The organism is Sphingomonas sp. PAMC 26621 (genome assembly GCF_000251145.1).
GTDB lineage: Bacteria > Pseudomonadota > Alphaproteobacteria > Sphingomonadales > Sphingomonadaceae > Sphingomonas.
Genome location: NZ_AIDW01000003.1, coordinates 87,838 through 106,921, shown reverse-complemented (window position 1 = coordinate 106,921; position 19,084 = coordinate 87,838). Strand labels below are relative to the sequence as shown.

Here is a 19,084-nt window from a genome sequence, read left to right as displayed (position 1 = left end):
GCATGCTCCCTTCGTCGCCAGTCATGACGAACCGGCTCGCCTTCGACAAGTGGCGGGCGGCGCGGTAGGGATGGCGCATGGCACTCATTCTCGGTCTCGAATCCAGCTGCGACGAAACCGCCGCCGCGCTCGTCACGTCGGATCGTCAGGTCCTGGCGCATCGGCTCGCGGGGCAGGAGGCGGCGCATCGCCCGTATGGCGGCGTCGTTCCCGAAATTGCGGCGCGCGCGCATGTCGAGGTGCTCGCCCCGCTGATCGAGGCGGCGCTGGCGGACGCGGGCGTCACGCTCGCCGAGGTCGACGCGATCGCCGCGACTGCGGGGCCGGGGCTGATCGGCGGCGTGATGGTCGGGCTGGTAACGGGCAAGGCGCTCGCGCATGCCGCAGGCAAGCCGTTGATCGCGGTCAATCATCTCGAAGGCCATGCGCTCAGCCCGCGCCTGTCCGATCCGGATCTCGATTTTCCGTATCTGCTGCTGCTGGTGTCCGGCGGGCATTGCCAGTTGCTGCTGGTCGAGGGCGTGAACCGCTATCGGCGGCTCGCGACGACGATCGACGATGCCGCGGGCGAGGCGTTCGACAAGACCGCCAAAGTTTTGGGGCTCGGCTTCCCGGGTGGCCCGGCGGTCGAGGTCGCCGCGCGCGCCGGTCGTCCGATCGTCCCGCTGCCGCGGCCGCTGAAGGGGTCGCCCGAGCCGCACTTCTCGTTCGCCGGGCTGAAAAGCGCGGTCGTGCGCGCGCAGGCGGCCGCAATCTGGTCGGTCGAGGATATCGCCGCGTCGTTCCAGCAGGCGGTGGTCGATTGCCTGCTCGACCGGACGGTGCGCGCGCTGGGGCAGGCGCATCATGCGACCGCGCTGGTCGTCGCGGGCGGGGTCGCCGCGAATGGTGCGGTGCGGACCGCGCTGTCCGATCTGGCGGGGGCGAACGGGTTGCGCTTCGTGGCACCCCCCTTGTGGCTGTGTACCGACAACGCCGCGATGATCGGCTGGGCCGGGGCGGAACGCTTTGCCGCCGGGCTGACCGACCCGCTCGATGTCGCCGCGCGGCCGCGCTGGCCGCTCGATCCGGGCGCGGAAGCGGTGCGTGGCGCGGGAGTGAAGGCATGAAGATCGGGGTCATCGGCGGCGGCGCCTGGGGCACCGCGCTCGCGCAGGTCGCGGCGCGCGGCGGCGAAGAGGTCCTGCTGTGGGCGCGCGAGGCGGATGTCGTCGCGGGGGTGAACGCAACTCACCAGAATGCGCGCTTCCTGCCCGGGATCACGCTCCCCGAGACGATCGTCGCGACCGGGTCGCTCGGCGCCTTGTCGGTCTGCGATGCGCTGCTCGTCGTCGTGCCCGCGCAGCATGTCCGCGCGGTGCTCGCCGAGACGGCGGTGGGGGCGACCCCGCTGGTGCTGTGCGCCAAGGGGATCGAGGCGGGAACGCAAATGCTGGTCGGCGAGGTCGCGCAGCAGGTCCATCCCGCCGCGCCGATCGCGGTGCTTTCGGGACCGACTTTCGCGCATGAAGTTGCCGCCGGGCAACCGACTGCGGTCACGCTGGCATGCGCCGACGAGGCGCTCGGGGCGGCGCTGGCGGACCGGCTCGCGGGACCGGCGCTGCGGCCCTATGCGACCACCGACGTGACGGGTGCGGAGATCGGTGGCGCGGTCAAGAACGTGCTCGCGATCGCGTGTGGCGTGGTCGAAGGCGCAGGGCTCGGGCAGAATGCGCGCGCCGCGCTGATCGCGCGCGGCTTTGCAGAGATGGTCCGGTTCGGGCTGGCGCGCGGCGCGCAGGCGGAGACGTTGAGCGGCCTGTCGGGGCTGGGTGATCTGGTGCTGACCTGTTCGTCGACCGCATCGCGCAATTTTTCGCTCGGGGTCGGGCTTGGGCAGGGGCGGCGCGCGCAGGATTTGCTCGCCGATCGCGTGACGGTGGCGGAAGGCGCGGCGACCGCGCCGGTGCTGCGCGCGGCGGCGGCGGCGATTGGGGTCGAGATGCCGGTGGTCGCAGCGGTCTGTGCTTTGCTGGAAGGCGCGGAAGTGGGCGCGGTGATCGAGGCACTGCTCGCGCGGCCATTGCGGCGCGAGGCGCGCTAGGTAGGCCAACGCTCCGGCGAACGTCGCCGGGAGCACCCTTGCTACGTCACCCCGGGACGAGCCCGGGGTGACGGGGCGTTTCGTACAGGGCTCGCGCGCCGGCGTGACGTCCGCCCCTCAAAAATCGATCGCGATGCCCTTCAGCTCCCAGTCGCCATAACGCGTCGGATCGAGCCCGAGATGGTCGCGCGCGTCGCGGTCAGCGGGCTTGGGGTCGGGCGCTGGGACCGGCGTATTCTTGCTGAGATAGGCAGGTGGCTTCACATGCGGCGGACGAGCGGCCATGAGGGACTTCCTTGCAGACGCATGAGATAAGGCGTCCCCCGCCAATTGGCGGTCCTTTGCGTAGAGTTCAAGCCCGTGACCTTGCCACCCCCTCGCCGTTACATGCCCCGTCCAGAGCCCGTAGAGGCCCCCGGCGTGCCTGCGCGCCGCGCTGCGCTCCGGATGCTCGACGCGGTGCTGCGCCAGGGTCTGCCGCTCGAAGCCGCGATCGGTCGCGCCACCGCGGGGATCGACCGCGCCGATGACCGCGCGCTCGCGCATGCGATCGCGGCGGAAGTGCTGCGGCGGCTGCCCGATCTGGATGCGCTGATCGACTCGGCGACCAAGACGCGGCTGCCCGATGATTCGAAGGCGCGCTTTGCGCTCCGCATCGCGCTGGTGCAGGCGCTGTCGCTTGGCACGCCGTCGCATGCCGCGATCGCGACCGTGCTGCCGCTGGTCGACGGCGGCCCGCGCAAGCTCGTCCACGGCGTGTTCGGGACGCTCTCGCGGAATGGCGACCAGCTCCCCGAATTGCCGACGCTGCCCGATGCGGTCGCGCTACGCTGGCATGCTGCGTGGGGCGACGACGGCATCCACGCTGCCGAGGAAGCGATGGCAGCCCCCCCGCCGCTCGACCTGACGCTCGCCGACTGGGACGAGACCGCGCGGTTCGTCGAGGAACTGGGCGGCGTCTCGCTGCTGCCCGGGCATGTCCGGATCGATTCGGCGCATGTCCCCGAGCTTCCCGGGTTCGAGGAAGGTCGTTGGTGGGTGCAGGATATCGCCGCGTCGCTGCCCGCGCGCCTGCTGGGCAAGGGGACCGGCACCGCGCTCGACCTGTGCGCCGCGCCGGGCGGCAAGACGATGCAGCTCGCGAGCGCGGGCTGGCAGGTGACGTCGGTCGATGCGTCCGAAAGTCGTCTGGCGCGACTTCGCGACAACCTCGCGCGGACCGGCCTGTCGGCGGAGATCGTCGAGGCGGACGTGCTTGAATGGGCACCACCCGCGCCGGTCGATGCGGTGCTGCTCGATGCGCCGTGCAGCGCGACCGGGATCTTCCGCCGGCACCCCGACGTGCTCCACCGCGTACGGCCGTCGCAGATCACCGATCTCGCGGCGTTGCAGACCAGTTTGCTGACGCGTGCGGCGGAATGGGTCAAGCCGGGCGGGACGCTCGTCTTCGCGACCTGCTCGCTCGAACCCGCCGAGGGCGAGAAGCAGCGCGAACGCTTCGCCGCGGCGCGGCCCGACTTTGCGCTGGTGCCGGTCGGGGTGGACGAACTCCCCGCGGGGATCGTGCCAGACGCCAAGGGGTGCGTGCGGACCTTGCCCGGGATGGTCAAGCCCGGCGGCAACGACGGCTTCTTCATCGCGCGCTGGCAACGGCAGGGCTGAGCATCTTGCCGGGGAGCGTTGAGCGCTTGTCCCGTATCCCCGGCGTGCTACAGGCTTGGCGCATCATGTCCCAGCGCCCCGTCCGCATCGCCCCTTCCATCCTCTCGGCCGATTTCGCCAAGCTTGGCGAGGAGGTCCGCGCGATCGACGCCGCCGGCGCGGACTGGATCCATGTCGACGTAATGGACGGCCATTTCGTCCCCAACATCTCGATCGGGCCGGGCGTGGTGAAGGCGATCCGCCCGCACACCGCCAAGCCGCTCGACGTCCACCTGATGATCGCGCCGGTCGACTCGTATCTCGATGCGTTCGCGGAAGCTGGCGCCGACACGATCAGCATCCATGTCGAGGCGGGGCCGCACACGCATCGCAGCCTTCAGCACATCCGAAGCCTCGGCAAGCGCGCGGGCGTCGTGCTAACGCCGCAGACCCCGGCGAAGGCGCTCGATTATCTCCTCGATATGGTCGACCTGGTGCTGGTGATGAGCGTCAATCCCGGCTTCGGCGGGCAGGCGTTCATCGAAAGCTCGCTCCGCAAGATCGAGAGCATCCGCAAGATGATCGACCACGGCGGCTATGATATCGATCTCGAGGTCGATGGCGGGATCGACCATGGCACCGCGCCGCGCGCGATTGCGGCGGGCGCGGATGCGCTGGTCGCCGGCACCGCGACCTTCCGCGGCGGGCCCGATGCCTATGCCGCCAACATCGCCGGCCTCCGCCGCTAAATGCGCGATCGCTCGACCCCCGAGCTCGACGTGCCGTCAGGGCCGAAGGACGGGATCGACGAGGGCAAGCGGCTGATCCGGCTCGGTGGGGACAAGGGCCTGTCGCTCGCCGAACGCCTCTCGGAGCATTTCCACCGTTTGACGTGGCGCACCCCGATCCACGGGCTGCGGCTCAAGGGGCGGCATCCGCTCAAGCTGATCGCGGTGCCCGATGATCCGTTCCTCGGCGACGTCAAGCGGGGGCATGCGCTGCTCGAGGGGATGCTGACGTTTCGCGGCGAAGCGCACGACATCGAGACGCTCGATCTCGCCAAACCCGTCTTCTCGAAGGGGTTTGCGGACTATTTCCACAGCTTCGCGTGGTTGCGCGACCTGTCGACCGTCGCGACGCGTGCGCAGGCGACGCCGATCGCCGAACATCTGATGCGGCTGTGGCTCGCGCAGCATGCCGACACCGTCAGCGAACCCGCATGGCGCGCGGATCTGTGGGGCCGGCGCATCCTCGCGTGGACCGCGCATGCGCCGCTGATCCTGTCGTCGGCGGACCTGGTCTATCGCAGCCGTGTCCTCAACACGCTCGCGCGCGGTGCGCGGCATATCGACCGGAATGCGGAAAAGGCACCCCAGGGCGCGCCGCGCGTCGCCGCGCTGTGCGGGGTGGTCGCGGCGACCTTGCTGATTCCCGGCGGTGACCCGCGCCAGTCCGCGGTCGAGGCGGCGCTGCTGCGTGGGCTCGAGGCGTCGATCTACGAGGATGGCGGCAACGTCGCGCGCTCGCCGGGCGCGCAGGTCGACTTCATCATGCTGCTGACCTGCCTGCGCGACGTCTACGACGCGCGCCGGCTGGAACCGCCCGCGTTCCTCGCCGAGACGCTCGGCAAGCTGATGCCCGCGTTGCTTGGGATCTGCCATACCGATCGTGACCTCAGCAGCTGGCAGGGCTGCGCGCCTTATGGCGTCGCCGCGCTCTCGCAGGTGATCGAGGCGAGCGGGGTGCGCACGCGGCCGCTGCGCCAGGCGCGCGACTGGGGGTATCAGCGGCTGGCGGCGGGGTCGGCGGTGCTGATCCTCGACGGCGCGCCGCCGCCGGTCGCGCGGCTGGTCGAAGGCGGCTGCGCGTCGACGCTCGCGTTCGAGCTGTCCGACGGGCGCAACCGGATCATCGTCAATTGTGGTGGCGCGCGCGCCGGAATCGCGCAGCTTCCCGCCGATCTGGCGGAAGGCCTGCGGACCACCGCCGCGCATTCGACGCTGGTCGTCGGGGACAGCAATTCGACCGCGATCCATGCCGATGGCACGCTTGGGCGCGGCGTCGCCGAGGTCGAGCTGGTGCGGCAAGAGAGCGAAGCATCGAGCCGGATCGAGGCAAGCCACGATGGCTATGCCCGCCGCTTCGGGCTGATCCACCGCCGGCAACTGGTGATGACCAACGATGGCAAGGAACTGCGCGGAGAGGACGTGCTGCTGCCTGCACCAAAGCGCCGCAAGGTCCAGCCGTCGACGTTCGCGATCCGCTTCCACCTCGGGCTTGGTATACAGCTCTCGCCGACAGCTGATGGCATGGCCGCGCTGTTGCGGTTGCCCGGCGGGGGGCTGTGGCAATTCCGCTGCCGTGGCGGGGCGCTCGCGTTCGAGGACAGCCTGTGGATCGACGCCGAGGGGCGTCCACATGCGACGATGCAGCTCGTCGTGACGGGCGAGGCGCCGGCGGGCGGCGCGAATGTCGGCTGGGTGCTCAAGCGCGCGCATTGAATTTCACGGCCCGAGCGGGCAGGGGTGCGCGACATTTCGCCCCTCTTTCCCGCTGGAGCCTCCCCATGACCACCATCCCGATCCGCCGCGCGTTGCTGTCGGTGTCCGACAAGACGGGTATCGTCGATCTCGCGAAGGGGCTGACGGAGCATGGCGTCGAGCTCGTCTCGACCGGGGGCACCGCCAAGGCGCTTCGCGATGCCGGGCTCGCGGTGCGCGACATTTCGGACCTGACCGGTTTCCCCGAGATGATGGACGGCCGCGTCAAGACGCTGCACCCGGTGGTCCACGGCGGTCTGCTCGCCGTGCGCGACGATGCGGCGCACGTCGCCTCGATGGAGGAGCACGGGATCGGCGCGATCGATCTGGTCGTGGTCAACCTCTATCCGTTCGAGGCGACCGTCGCCAAGGGCGCGGAGCGCGACGAGATCATCGAGAATATCGACATCGGCGGCCCGTCGATGGTGCGCTCGGCGGCCAAGAACCATGCGTTCGTCGCGATCGTCACCGATCCGGCGGATTATGCACTGGTTGCGGGCGGCAGCACGACGCTGGTGGATCGTCGCAAGTTCGCTGCCAAGGCCTATGCCGCGACCGCGGCGTATGACGGGATGATCGCGACGTGGTTCGGCCAGGTCGACCAGGGCGAAGCCTTCCCCGAGACGCTCGCGATCACGCTCCAGCGCGGGCAGGCGCTGCGTTATGGCGAGAATCCGCACCAGTCGGCGGCGTTCTACACCGCGGGTGGCACCGCACCCCGCGGGATCGGCCAGGCGCGGCAGGTGCAGGGCAAGGACCTCAGCTACAATAACCTCAACGATGCGGACGCCGCGCTCGACCTGATCAGCGAATATCGGAATGCCGCGCCGACCTGCGTCATCGTCAAGCACGCCAACCCGTGCGGCGTCGCGACCGGCGAGACGCTCGAAGCCGCTTACGCCGCCGCCTTCGCGTGCGACACGGTGTCGGCGTTCGGCGGGATCATCGCGCTCAACCGCACGCTCGACGGCGCGACCGCGCGCGCGATCGCCGGGATCTTCACGGAGGTCGTGGTCGCGCCCGATGCGGATGAAGAGGCGCTCGCGATTTTCGCCGCGAAGAAGAACCTGCGCCTGCTGCTGACCGGCGAACTCCCCGATCCGGCGCGGGTGGGTCTGCTCGCCAAGGCGATCACCGGCGGCTGGCTGGTGCAGAGCCGCGACGGCGAATCCAACCCCGAGATGACGGTCGTCACCAAGCGCGCACCGACCGAGCAGGAGCTCGCCGACTGCCGCTTCGCTTGGACCGTCGCTAAGCACGTCAAGTCGAACGCGATCGTCTATGCCAAGGGCGGCAGCACCGCCGGGATCGGCGCGGGCCAGATGAACCGGCTCGAATCCGCACGGATCGCGGCGTGGAAGGCGAAGGACGCCGCCGACAAGGCGGGCTGGGGCGAGCCGCGCACGATCGGCTCGGCGGTCGCGTCGGATGCGTTCTTCCCGTTCGCCGACGGCTTGCTGGCGGCGGTCGAGGCGGGCGCGACCGCGGTGATCCAGCCGGGCGGCTCGATCCGCGACGACGAGGTGATCGCGGCGGCGGATGCGGCTGGCCTCGCGATGGTGTTCACCGGGGTGCGCCACTTCCGGCATTGATCGAGCGGGGTTCCCCTCCCGTTAACCCGTCATCTCCGCGCAGGCGGGGATGACGGGCTTGGGCGGCGATGCGCGCCCACTCCATCCGTAGCCTATCCCGCCACCGCCGGTTTCCGCCGGATCAACGCGCGGTCCTCGTCGCGGAACGCCCAGCGGTACAGCACGTACAGATAGGCCGCCGCCATCAGCGGTTCGCCGATCGCGAGTTCGGCCCATTCGAACCGCTTGGGCAAGGCGGTGAACGCGCCCCCCACGACGCAGGTCGCGAGCACTGCCCACGCCATCGCCCAACGCCATCCAGCCACGGGGGCCTTGAGCAACCGCGACAGATAGGTCGATTTGATGATCGAGGTGATCGTCACCGACACGAACAACGCGACCGCCGGCCCCGCCGCCTGGAACGCGACCGGCCAGCCGACCGACTGCATCGCGAAGATCAGACCGAAGCTGAGCGCCACCTGGAACAGCAGCATGCCGATCGAGATCGCCATGTTCTGCAACCGCGCGATATAGACGAGCGCGGATTCGCACACCGCGCCGGTCGATGCGGCCGCCTCGGCGAACAGCAGGAACGCGAGCGCCGCGGTGCCCGAGACGAATTGCGGGCCGACCGTCCCCATCACCGCCTCGCCCGGGATCGACCCCATCAGCGCGAGCCCCGTCTGCGCGGCGAGGATCCAGAAGCCGACCTGCCGCACCTGCGCCGCGATCGCGCCCATGTCGCCGCGCGCGAGGCTGGTGGTGATGACCGGGCCGAGGATCGGGTCGAAGCTCGTCTTGAGCTTGCCCGGGATCGACGCGACCTGTTGCGCCATCCAGTAGATGCCGACGATCCGCGGTTCGAACATCACGAACAGGATCGAACGGTCGACGTTGCGCGTCCCCCATTCGAGCGCGTCCGCGCCGGCGAGCGGCGCGTTGCGGCGGATCAGCGCGATCGTCCGCCCCGGATGCAGCCGCCACCCGACCGGCGCGCCATAACTCCGCCAGAACGGCACCAGCGACGCGACCAGCGCGGCGATCATCGACAGCATATAGGCGATCACCAGCCCGTCATGCGGCGCGATCGGATACAGCACGCCCGCGGCGATCGAGATCGTCCACGGCTCGATCACCGCGCGCGCGGTGACGGTCGCTTTCACGTTGCGGCGATAGGCAAGCGCGGCGAGCGTGATGTCCGACCAGGCGGTGAAGACGATGATGCACGGCAACAGCCGTTCGAGCCCGGTCGGCGCGCTGCCGTGATACATCAGGTCGGGGACGAGCAGCAGGAACCCGCTCGCGAGGAAGGACGCGAGCGCCGCGACGACGAGGCAGTCCCACACGATGTCGACATGCGGGCGATCCGAATCGCTGATCGCGAGCGCGAGGCCCCGCTTCAACCCGAAGGTCGCGAGCAGGGCCGCCACCTCGACGAACAACACCGCGCGCGCGAAGGTGCCGAGCGTGTCAGGCCCGTACAGCCGCCCTGCGATGAACAGGAACGGGATCCGCGCGACAAGGCGCATCAGGAAACCGAGGATATTGGTCCGGCCACCCTTGGCCAATGCGTTGATCTCGTCGTCCGTGCCCCCACGGTCGGTCGGTACGCCCCCCGTTACTGTCGTCAATGCGCGGCCCCCCAGCTCAGGCCGGTGCCGATCTCGATGCCGAGCGGCACGCTGAGCTGGACTGCGGGTTCGGCGGCGGTCGCCATCACGCGTTCGATCACGGGTTTCGCCGCGGCGACGTCGCCTTCGGGGAGTTCGAACACGAGTTCGTCATGCACCTGCAGCAGCATCCGCACATTGGGCAGCCCCGCCTCGAGCAACGCCGGCCCCATCCGCACCATCGCGCGCTTGATGATGTCGGCGGAGGTGCCCTGGATCGGCGCGTTGATCGCGGCGCGCTCGGCCCCCTGCCGTTCGTGCTGGATCTTGGAGGAAATGCGCGGGAAGTGCGTCTTCCGCCCGAACAGCGTGGTGGTGTAGCCGTTCGCGCGGACCGTCTCGGTGGTCTGCGCGATATAATTGCGGATGCCGGGGAAGCGATCGAAATAACGGTCGATCATCGCCTGCGCCTCGTCCGCGGTGACGTCGAGCCGGCCGGCGAGACCCCAGCGGCTGATCCCGTAGAGGATCGCGAAGTTGATCGTCTTGGCACGCCCGCGCGTGTCGCGGTTGACCTCGCCGAACAGCTCCTGCGCGGTCAGGCTGTGGATGTCGGCCCCGCTTGCGAACGCGTCGCGGAGTTGCGGCACGTCCGCCATGTGCGCCGCGAGCCGCAGTTCAATCTGCGAGTAATCGGCGGCGAGCAGGACGTTGCCGGGTTCCGCCACGAACGCGTCGCGGATCTGGCGGCCGATCTCGGTGCGGATCGGGATGTTCTGCAAATTCGGGTCGGTCGAGGACAGCCGCCCGGTCTGCGCGCCGGTCAGCGAGTAGGATGTGTGGACACGGCCGGTTGCGGGGTTGATCTGCGCCTGGAGCGCATCGGTATAGGTCGACTTGAGCTTGGACAATTGGCGCCACTCGAGCACTTTCGTGGCCATGTCCTCACCGGGCGAGTCCTTGTCAGCGGCGATCCGCTCGAGTTCGGTGACGTCGGTCGAATAGACCCCGGATTTGCCCTTGCGCCCGCCCTTGATCCCCATCCGCTCGAACAGCACGTCGCCCAGTTGCTTGGGGCTCCCGATCGTGAAGGGACCGCCCGCGAGCGCGTGGATGTCGACTTCGAGCGCGCCGATCTGGGTGGAAAACTCCCCCGACAATTGCGCGAGCCGTTCGCGATCGACCTTGATCCCGTGTCGCTCCATCTGTGCGATGACCGGCGCGAGCGGGCGATCGACCATTTCGTACACGCGCGTCGCACCCTCGGCGGCGAGGCGCGGCTTGAACCGCCGCCACAGCCGCAGCGTCACGTCGGCATCCTCCGCGGCGTAGCGGGTGGCGGCGACCAGATCAATTTCGTTGAACGTCCGCTGCGACTTGCCGACGCCGACCACGTCCTTGAACGCGATGCAGCTGTGCGACAGGTGCGTCGCGGCGAGCTCGTCCATGCTGTGGCCGTGGAGCCCCGCGTCGAGATCGAAGCTCATCAGGATCGTGTCGTCGAACGGCGTGACGCCGACGCCCAGCCGCCCGAGCACGATCATGTCATACTTCAGGTTATGTCCGATCTTGAGGACGGAAGGATCCTCGAACAGCGGCTTCAGTTTCGCCAGCGCGACCTCGACGCTCAGCTGCTCGGGCTTTTCCGCGAACAGCCCGCTCCCGCCATGCGCGAGCGGGACGTAGCAGGCGAGGTTGGGATGCAGCGCCATGCTGATCCCGACGAGGTCGGCGCGAGTCGCGTCGATCCCGGTCGTCTCGGTGTCGATCGCGATCCAGCCCTGATGCCGCGCGAGCGTGATCCAGCGGTCGAGCGCGGCCTCGTCGACCACGGTCTCGTAGGAATCGACCTCGCACGGCGGGTCCTGCTCGGTCGGGACCGACTTGGGCGCGGGGACGGGGGCATCCGCCACCGCCGACAGCTTGGCGAGCAGCGAGCGGAACCCGTGATGTTCGAGGAACACGCGCAGCGGCGCATCGGGGATGCCCTTGAGTTCGAGATCCTCGAGCGGCTCGGGCAAGGCGACGTCGCATTTGAGCGTCACCAGTTCCTTCGACAGCCGCGCCATGTCGGCATGTTCGATCAGATTGTCGCGCAGCTTGCCCTTCTTCATCCCCTCGGCGGCGGCGAGCACCGATTCGAGATCGCCATGCTCGAGGATCAATTTCGCGGCGGTCTTCGGGCCGACGCCGGGGACGCCCGGCACGTTGTCGACGCTGTCGCCCATCAGCGCGAGCACGTCGCCGAGTTGCGCGGGCGTGATGCCGTGGAATTTCTCCGCGACATGCTCCGCGCCCAGGCGACGGTTGTTCATCGTGTCGTACATGTCGAGCCCGGGCTCGATCAGCTGCATCAGATCCTTGTCCGACGACACGATCGTGACTTCCCACCCCTGCGCCAAGGCCGCGCGCGAATAGCAGGCGATGATGTCGTCGGCTTCCAATCCCTCGGTCTCGATGCACGGCAGCGAGAAGGCGCGCGTCGCATCGCGGATCATCGGGAACTGGGGTACGAGATCCTCGGGCGGCGGCGGGCGGTGCGCCTTGTATTGATCGTACAGGTCGTTGCGGAAGGTCTTGCTCGACTTGTCGAGGATGACGGCCATGTGCGTCGGGCCGTCCGCGGCGTGCACCTCGTCCGCGAGCTTCCACAGCATCGTGGTATAGCCATAGACCGCGCCGACCGGCTCACCATGCTTGTTGGTGAGCGGGGGGAGGCGGTGATAGGCGCGGAAGATATATCCCGAGCCATCGACAAGATAGAGATGCGGCATCGTGCGGCGATAGCAGCGCCCGCGCCTTAGCAGAAGCCCGCTTTGCGCTCAGCCGTTCGGGCGGCTGGCGCTCCGGCGATTGGTATCGGCGGAGACCGTGCTGGCATGCGTCGCGACGACGCTCGAGACGACCGCCTGCATCAATTGCTGCCGCGCCGGGATCGGGCGGAGCGTGTCGCCGATCATCACCGCGATCGCATAGGTGCGGCCATCGGGCGCGATCAGCAGGCCGACGTCGTTATAGCCAGCGGTCCGCCCCGCGTAGTCCTGTCCGGTCCCGGTCTTGTGGCCGAACGTCCAGCCCGGCGGCACCGCGCCGCGCAGCCGCATCTTGCCGGTGTGCGAGGATTGCATCGTGCCGATCAGATAGGAGGTGGACGGGGCCGACAGGATTTCGCCACGCTTGAGCCGCGCGAGCGCGGTCGCGATCGCGGCGGGCGCGGCACCGTCGAGCGGAGCGGCGACATAGCGGTTGAACGCGGCAAGGCGCTCGGCGCGGGTCAGCGCGTTGCGCGCGCGGTTGAAGCCGTCGTTGAACGCGTAGGACGGCTGCCACGTCAGCCCGGCGGTGGTCGCCTGCAACATCCGCTCGCCCGGGCCGAAGCCGATCGCGCCCAATCCCTTGCGCGCGATGAAGCCGCGCACCGCGGTCGGCCCGCCGACGAGGCGGAGCAGGCGGTCGTTGGCGGTATTGTCGCTCATCGTCAGCGCGCGCTGGAGCAGCTCGCCGACGGTCGTGCGATAGCCGGTGTCGCCACGGATCAGCCCGGCGATCGGCTGGTGGAACAGCGTGATGTCGTCGCGGGTCAGCGTGATCGGATCGTCGAGCCGGAGCTTGCCGGCATCGCGCGCGGCGAGCACCGTCATCGCGACCCACAATTTGCTGACGCTTTGCTGCGGCAGGCGCTGGCTCCCGCCCGCATTGATCATCCAGCCATCGTCGACGCTGCGCACCGCGACCCCGACCTTGCCGTTGAAGCTGCGCACCAGCTGCGTGATCGTTGCGGTCAGCATCGGCGGCTGCGGCAGGACGCGGTGACCGACCGGTGCCGGCCCCGACCGCGGCGGGATCGCGACGACCAGCGGCGCCTGCGTCTGCGCGCCACGCGCGCCCTGGAGCCGCGCGCCATAACCGCAGGCGCACAGCGCGGAGACGAGCAGCAGGGTGGCTGCGGGCTTCATGAGGTGCAGAGGTAGAATATGCGCAACCACCGAATTTGTTTCCCGCCCGGCATCATGCCCTGAACCCTCGCGATAGGGCCAGATCTGGTTTGAGAAATGGGTACGATCGCAAGCTGCGACCAGACGCCTTCGCTGTACGACCAGACGGCACGGTACGCCCCGCCGTTACCTTTCCTCCGTCATCCGCGTTACGGCACCAGGATCGTGTCGCGCGCCTCGGGCAGCATGTCCGGATAATCGAGCGTGTAATGCAACCCGCGCGATTCCTTGCGCGCGAGCGCCGAGCGGACGATCAGTTCCGCGGTCTGGAGCAGGTTGCGCAGCTCGATCAGGTCGGGCGTGACGCGGAAATGGCCGTAATAATCGTTCACTTCCTCGGTCAGCATCCGGATGCGGTGCTGCGCGCGCTCGAGCCGCTTGGTCGTCCGCACGATCCCGACGTAATTCCACATGAACCGGCGAATTTCGGTCCAGTTCTGCTTGATCACGACTTCCTCGTCCGAATCCTCGACCCGGCTTTCGTCCCACGCGCGGATCGGCGGCGGGGCGGGGAGCGCGTCCCAATGGTCGCTGATATGCTGGGCGCATGCCTCGCCGAAGACGAAGCATTCAAGCAGCGAGTTGGACGCGAGCCGGTTCGCGCCGTGCAATCCGCTCTCGCTGCATTCGCCCGCCGCATAGAGGCCGGGCAAGTCGGTACGACCATCCAGATCCACGACGATCCCGCCGCAGGTGTAATGCTGCGCGGGGACGACCGGGATCGGATCGGTGGTCATGTCGATCCCGAGCGTCAGCAACTTCTCGTAGATGTTGGGGAAATGCTCGCGGATGAAGTCCGGCCCCTTGTGGCTGATGTCGAGGTGAACGTAATCGAGCCCGAGCCGCTTGATCTCATGGTCGATCGCGCGCGCGACGATGTCGCGTGGCGCGAGCTCGGCGCGCGGGTCGACCTCGGGCATGAAGCGATACCCGTTTTCCGGCAGCAGCAGGTGCCCGCCCTCGCCGCGCACCGCCTCGGTGATCAGGAAATTCTTGACGTCGAGATTGTAGAGGCAGGTCGGGTGGAACTGCATCATCTCCATGTTGGAGACGCGGCACCCCGCGCGCCACGCCATCGCGATCCCGTCCCCGGTCGCGCCGCGCGGTGCGGTCGAGAACAGATAGGTCCGCCCCGCGCCGCCGGTCGCGAGGATCGTCGCGCGCGCGGTGTGAAGCTCGACCCGGCCGGTCGTGCGGTTGACCGCATAGACGCCCCAGACATGCCCTGCGCCCGAATAGCGCTCCTCGTGACGGCCGGTGGCGAGGTCGATCGCGACCATGTCGGGGATGAGCGTGATGTTGGGATGATCGGTCGCAGCGCGTTGCAACGCCTCCTGGACGGCCCAGCCGGTCGCGTCGGCGACATGGACGATCCGGCGATGCGAATGCCCGCCCTCGCGCGTCAGATGCAGCCCGCCGCCGTTGTCGGCGGTTTCGGTCGCGAACGGCACGCCCAGCTCGACCAGCCGCGCGATCGCGGCGGGCGCGCGTTCGACGACCATCTCGACGGTCGCGCGATCGTTGAGCCCTGCGCCCGCGATCATCGTGTCCTCGACATGGCTCTCGAACGTGTCGCCTTCCTCGAGCACCGCGGCGATTCCGCCCTGCGCCCAGGCGGTCGAGCCCTCGTTGAGCTGCCCCTTGGCGAGCACGGTGACCTTGAAGCGATCCGCCAGGTTGAGCGCGGCGGTCAGTCCGGCCGCGCCGGAGCCGATGATGAGGACGTCGGACTGCATCGCTTCTCCACTTCCCGCTCTGGCCGGGTGCCGCGGCGGACCGACGTCACACGTCTGTCACAGCGGCTGGTATCGTGGATTGGCGGGCTTGCCTAGCAGGACGCGGGATGGTGTTGCCTGGGGCTGCGCCGCCGTATAGCGACGCGGCTCATCCCAGCCCCGGCGGACCCCAACGATGACCCTGCACATTTGGTGGCTGTTTACCGGCGCGGTGTTCCTGCTGTGCGGGACGCCCGGGCCCAACATGCTCCACATTCTGTCGCGCAGCGTCGAGATGGGGCTGAAGCGCAGCGTCGCAGCGATGGCGGGGTGCCTGCTCGCGCTTGTGCTAGTGCTCACCGCCTCTGCGGCGGGGGTGACCACGCTGCTGCTCGCAGTGCCGGGCGCTTTCGACGTGCTGCGCTATGTGGGGGTCGCTTATCTTATCTACCTCGGAATCAAGGCGTGGCGCAGCAACGGGGCGCCGATCGACGTGGCCGAGGGGGAGCTGCCGCGCACGCTGTCGCTGCGCGCGCTGTTCCGCGGCGGGTTCGCGATCGGGATCAGCAACCCGAAGCTGATTTTGTTCGCAGCCGCCTTCTTCCCGCAATTCGTCGATCCGGCGTTCCCCAAGCCGCCGCAATTCGCGCTGCTGGTGGTGACGTTCGCGGTGCTGGAGAGCTTCTGGTACGGAGTCTATGCGCTGGGCGGGCGGTCGCTGGCAGGGTATCTCGAGCGGCCCGCGGTCAAGCGGCTGTTCAACCGGGTGACGGGGGTGATCTTCATCGGCTTCGGACTGGCACTGCTGCGGACACGGCATTCTTGAGATTACTGGCTGTCGGGGCGAGGTGACCTCACCCGATGTCCGTCATTCCCGCGCAGTCGGGAATCCATAGTCACTGTCCGTCATATTCTGCGCGGTCAGCCCGGATGGATCCGCGCGTCCGCGAGGATGACGGTAAGGGGCGGGCGCAAGTGCGAGCAGCCGTCCTTACGCGTTCGCCGCGCGCGTCAGGTTGAGGAACACGTCCTCCAGATCCGCCTCGCGCGTCGATACGTCGACGATGCCGTAGCCGTCCGCCTGCACCGCCGCGAGCACTTCGCCTGCGTTAACCTTGTCCTTGGCGTAGGTGATCGCGAGCGTCCGCGTGCCCTTCAGCTCGATCTTCTGGAAACAAACGTTGGCGGGCGGGACCGCGACGTCGCGGTCGACCGTCACCTCGACCATCTTCTCGGTCGCCTTCGCCAGCAGATCGCGCGTCGGTTCGTTGGCGATCACCTTGCCGTGATTGATGATCGCGATCCGGTCGCACAATTCCTCGGCTTCCTCGAGGTAATGCGTCGTCAGCACCACCGTGACGCCCGCATCGTTGAGCGAGCGGACATAGGCCCAGAGTTGCTGGCGCAGTTCGATGTCGACGCCCGCGGTCGGCTCGTCGAGCACCAGCACGGGGGGCGAGTGGACCATCGCCTTCGCGACCATCAGGCGGCGTTTCATGCCCCCCGACAGCGTGCGGGCATAGGCGTTGGCCTTGTCCTCCAGGTGCACCGCGCGGAGCAATTCCATCGAGCGGCGCTTCGCCTTGGGGACGCCGTACAGCCCACCCTGGATCTCGAGCGTCTCGAACGGCGAGAAGAACGGGTCGAACAGGATCTCCTGGTTGACGATCCCGATCGACACCTTGGCGTTGCGCGGGTGCTGATCGATGTCGAAGCCCCAGATCGACGCGGTCCCGCCGGTCTTGTTGACGAGGCCTGCGAGGATGTTGATCAGCGTGGATTTTCCCGCGCCGTTCGGGCCGAGCAACCCGAAGATCGTGCCGCGCGGAACGTCGAACGACACGTCGTCGAGGGCCTGCTTGCCGCCTTTGTAGGTCTTGCTCAGGTTGGCGATGGAGATGGCCGCTTCCGTCATGCTGGTTGCTGTACGGGGGCGGGCGGCTGGCGGAAAGGGTAAACCGTATGTCGGGGGCGCGTTTCCCCTTCTCCGTTCGTGCTGAGTAGCGACCGAGTAGCCCCCGCTTGGGGGCGTATCGAGGGCGCGTATCGAAGCACGGTTGCGCGCGATGTCCTTCGATACGCGCCCTCGATACGGCTTCGCCTACTCGGTCGCTACTCAGAACGAACGGGTGATGGGGAAGATCATCCTCCCCCACCCAAACACCGTTGATGCTTCCCCCCCGGCTTGCTATCGCGACCCCATGATCGCCCCGCCCGAAATCCTCCGCGTCACCCACGCCCGCAACATCTGCGACGGCGCGACCGACATTCCTGGCGGCGCGAGCCTTGGGCATCCGCGCGTCTTTCTCGAGATCGACGAGACCGGTTACGTCGATTGCGGCTATTGCGACCGCCGCTTCATCCTGATCGGCGGACCCGCCGACGGGGTCGATCAGGCGGGCTTGCACGATCATGGGGATGGCGCAGGCCGCTGAGCCTCCTATATTCGGGGGTATGACGAGTCCCGCAGACCCCCGCGCTTTCCTCTATCATGACGGACAGCTGTCCCCCGACGAGGCTCAGGCCCTAACCGCAGCCGCGCTCGGCAAGGCGGATGATGGCGAGCTTTACCTGCAATATCGCAAGTCTGAGGCGTTCGGCTTCGACGATGGCCGGCTGAAGACCGCGAGCTACGACACGCATTCGGGCTTCGGCCTGCGCGCGGTGTCGGGCGAGATGACCGCCTTCGCGCACGCCAACGAACTGAGCGCCGCCGCGATCAAGCGCGCGTCCAAGACGATGGCGTTGATCGATCCGTCGGCCAGCCCCAAGGCCGCGCCGCCGCGCGCCACCAATCGGCATCTCTATACCGACGCCGATCCGCTCGACCTCATCCCCTTCGCCGACAAGGTGAATTTGTGCCAAACGATCGACGCCGCCGCCCGCGCGCGCGATCCGCGCGTGGCGCAGGTGTCGGTGTCGCTGATGGGCAATTGGAACGTAGTCGAGATCGTCCGCGCCGACGGCTTCATGGCAACCGACATCCGGCCGCTGGTGCGGCTCAACGTGTCGATCGTGGTCGAGCAGAATGGCCGCCGCGAAACCGGCAGCTTCGGGATCGGCGGGCGCTATCTCTATACCGACCTGATGGAGCCCGCGACGTGGAACCGCGCGATCGACGAGGCGCTCGCGCAAGCCGTCGTCAATCTCGATTCGGTCGCTGCCCCTGCGGGTGAGATGACCGTGCTGCTCGGGCCGGGCTGGCCGGGGATTTTGCTGCACGAGGCGATCGGCCACGGGCTCGAGGGCGATTTCAACCGCAAGGGCACCAGCGCCTTCTCCGGGCGGATCGGCGAGCGCGTTGCGGCCCCTGGCGTGACGGTGGTCGACGACGGGTCGATCGCGGATCGCCGCGGGTCGCTGTCGATCGACGACGAGGGCACGCCGACGCAGGAGAACGTGCTGATCGAGGACGGAATTCTCAAGGGCTATATCCAGGACCGGCTCAACGCGCGGTTGATGGGCGTCGCGCCGACCGGAAACGGGCGTCGCGAGAGCTTCGCACATGCGCCGATGCCGCGGATGACCAACACCTTCATGCGCGGCGGGAATGACGATCCGGCCGAGCTGCTGTCGCGCGTCAAGTCGGGCATCTTCGCCAAGGCGTTCGGTGGCGGGCAGGTCGACATCGTGTCGGGCAAGTTCGTCTTCTCGTGCACCGAGGCGTATCGCATCGAGAACGGCAGGATCGGCGCGCCGATTAAGGGCGCGACGTTGATCGGCGACGGGCCGTCGTGCCTGACCAAGGTCGAGGGAATCGGCAACGATTTCGCGCTGGACGAGGGCATCGGCATGTGCGGCAAGGGCGGGCAGAGCGTGCCCGCCGGCGTCGGGCAGCCGACGTTGCTGGTCGGCGGGCTGACCGTCGGCGGGACGGCGATGTAACCCTAATGGTTTGATTTTGCGTCACCCCGGCCACCGTGCCGGGG

15 protein-coding genes are annotated in these 19,084 nt (G+C 68.4%); 9 read left to right on the top strand and 6 right to left on the bottom strand.

Annotation, left to right across the window (positions count from 1 at the left end):
• Nucleotides 1–77 precede the first annotated feature (77 nt).
• On the top strand, nucleotides 78–1,109 hold the full coding sequence (gene tsaD, locus RI03_RS00515; RefSeq protein WP_010214466.1) for a tRNA (adenosine(37)-N6)-threonylcarbamoyltransferase complex transferase subunit TsaD: 1,032 nt from the start codon (nucleotides 78–80) through the stop codon (nucleotides 1,107–1,109).
• Nucleotides 1,106–2,083 (top strand): NAD(P)H-dependent glycerol-3-phosphate dehydrogenase, encoded by a 978-nt coding sequence (locus RI03_RS00510; protein ID WP_010161585.1) that lies wholly within the window; start codon nucleotides 1,106–1,108, stop codon nucleotides 2,081–2,083. Before tsaD ends, RI03_RS00510 begins: the two co-directional genes overlap by 4 nt.
• A gap of 117 nt (nucleotides 2,084–2,200) precedes the next feature.
• On the opposite strand, the gene RI03_RS22490 is transcribed toward RI03_RS00510, so the two are convergent.
• The gene (locus tag RI03_RS22490) at nucleotides 2,201–2,368 is read right to left on the bottom strand and encodes a DUF1674 domain-containing protein (protein WP_010161587.1); all 168 of its coding nucleotides are present in this window, start codon (nucleotides 2,366–2,368) and stop codon (nucleotides 2,201–2,203) included.
• A gap of 102 nt (nucleotides 2,369–2,470) precedes the next feature.
• Here RI03_RS22490 and RI03_RS00505 point away from each other — a divergent pair, with 102 nt between their 5' ends.
• The 4 genes from RI03_RS00505 (at nucleotide 2,471) to purH (ending at nucleotide 7,856) form a co-directional block, all read left to right on the top strand.
• The gene (locus RI03_RS00505; RefSeq protein ID WP_026046334.1) at nucleotides 2,471–3,745 is read left to right on the top strand and encodes an RsmB/NOP family class I SAM-dependent RNA methyltransferase; all 1,275 of its coding nucleotides are present in this window, start codon (nucleotides 2,471–2,473) and stop codon (nucleotides 3,743–3,745) included.
• Nucleotides 3,746–3,810: 65 nt separating this feature from the next.
• On the top strand, nucleotides 3,811–4,473 hold the full coding sequence (gene rpe / locus RI03_RS00500; protein WP_010214462.1) for a ribulose-phosphate 3-epimerase: 663 nt from the start codon (nucleotides 3,811–3,813) through the stop codon (nucleotides 4,471–4,473).
• Nucleotides 4,474–6,225, top strand: a complete 1,752-nt coding sequence (locus RI03_RS00495; RefSeq protein ID WP_010214461.1) for a heparinase II/III family protein — start codon at nucleotides 4,474–4,476, stop codon at nucleotides 6,223–6,225.
• A 65-nt stretch (nucleotides 6,226–6,290) separates the two neighbouring features.
• The gene (gene purH, locus RI03_RS00490; protein ID WP_010214459.1) at nucleotides 6,291–7,856 is read left to right on the top strand and encodes a bifunctional phosphoribosylaminoimidazolecarboxamide formyltransferase/IMP cyclohydrolase; all 1,566 of its coding nucleotides are present in this window, start codon (nucleotides 6,291–6,293) and stop codon (nucleotides 7,854–7,856) included.
• A gap of 92 nt (nucleotides 7,857–7,948) precedes the next feature.
• Here purH and RI03_RS00485 read toward each other — a convergent pair whose 3' ends face one another.
• The 4 genes from RI03_RS00485 to nadB form a co-directional block, all read right to left on the bottom strand.
• Nucleotides 7,949–9,466 (bottom strand): lipopolysaccharide biosynthesis protein, encoded by a 1,518-nt coding sequence (locus tag RI03_RS00485; protein WP_051007216.1) that lies wholly within the window; start codon nucleotides 9,464–9,466, stop codon nucleotides 7,949–7,951.
• Nucleotides 9,463–12,219 (bottom strand): DNA polymerase I, encoded by a 2,757-nt coding sequence (gene polA, locus RI03_RS00480; RefSeq protein WP_010214457.1) that lies wholly within the window; start codon nucleotides 12,217–12,219, stop codon nucleotides 9,463–9,465. Before polA ends, RI03_RS00485 begins: the two co-directional genes overlap by 4 nt.
• A 48-nt stretch (nucleotides 12,220–12,267) precedes the next feature.
• A complete protein-coding gene (locus RI03_RS00475) occupies nucleotides 12,268–13,401 on the bottom strand; it encodes a serine hydrolase (protein WP_010161595.1) in 1,134 nt (377 codons plus the stop codon).
• 188 nt (nucleotides 13,402–13,589) lie between these two features.
• A complete protein-coding gene (gene nadB / locus RI03_RS00470) occupies nucleotides 13,590–15,176 on the bottom strand; it encodes an L-aspartate oxidase (protein WP_010214456.1) in 1,587 nt (528 codons plus the stop codon).
• A gap of 175 nt (nucleotides 15,177–15,351) precedes the next feature.
• Between nadB and RI03_RS00465 the strand changes: the two genes are divergently transcribed.
• Complete coding sequence (locus tag RI03_RS00465; protein ID WP_010214455.1) at nucleotides 15,352–15,981, top strand: LysE family translocator; 630 nt, start codon at nucleotides 15,352–15,354, stop codon at nucleotides 15,979–15,981.
• A 165-nt stretch (nucleotides 15,982–16,146) separates the two neighbouring features.
• Here RI03_RS00465 and RI03_RS00460 read toward each other — a convergent pair whose 3' ends face one another.
• Complete coding sequence (locus tag RI03_RS00460; RefSeq protein WP_010214452.1) at nucleotides 16,147–17,070, bottom strand: ABC transporter ATP-binding protein; 924 nt, start codon at nucleotides 17,068–17,070, stop codon at nucleotides 16,147–16,149.
• Between the two features lie 286 nt (nucleotides 17,071–17,356).
• Here RI03_RS00460 and RI03_RS00455 point away from each other — a divergent pair, with 286 nt between their 5' ends.
• On the top strand, nucleotides 17,357–17,590 hold the full coding sequence (locus tag RI03_RS00455) for a zinc-finger domain-containing protein (RefSeq protein ID WP_010214450.1): 234 nt from the start codon (nucleotides 17,357–17,359) through the stop codon (nucleotides 17,588–17,590).
• Nucleotides 17,591–17,609: 19 nt separating this feature from the next.
• Complete coding sequence (gene tldD / locus RI03_RS00450) at nucleotides 17,610–19,040, top strand: metalloprotease TldD (protein ID WP_010214447.1); 1,431 nt, start codon at nucleotides 17,610–17,612, stop codon at nucleotides 19,038–19,040.
• Nucleotides 19,041–19,084 lie beyond the last annotated feature (44 nt).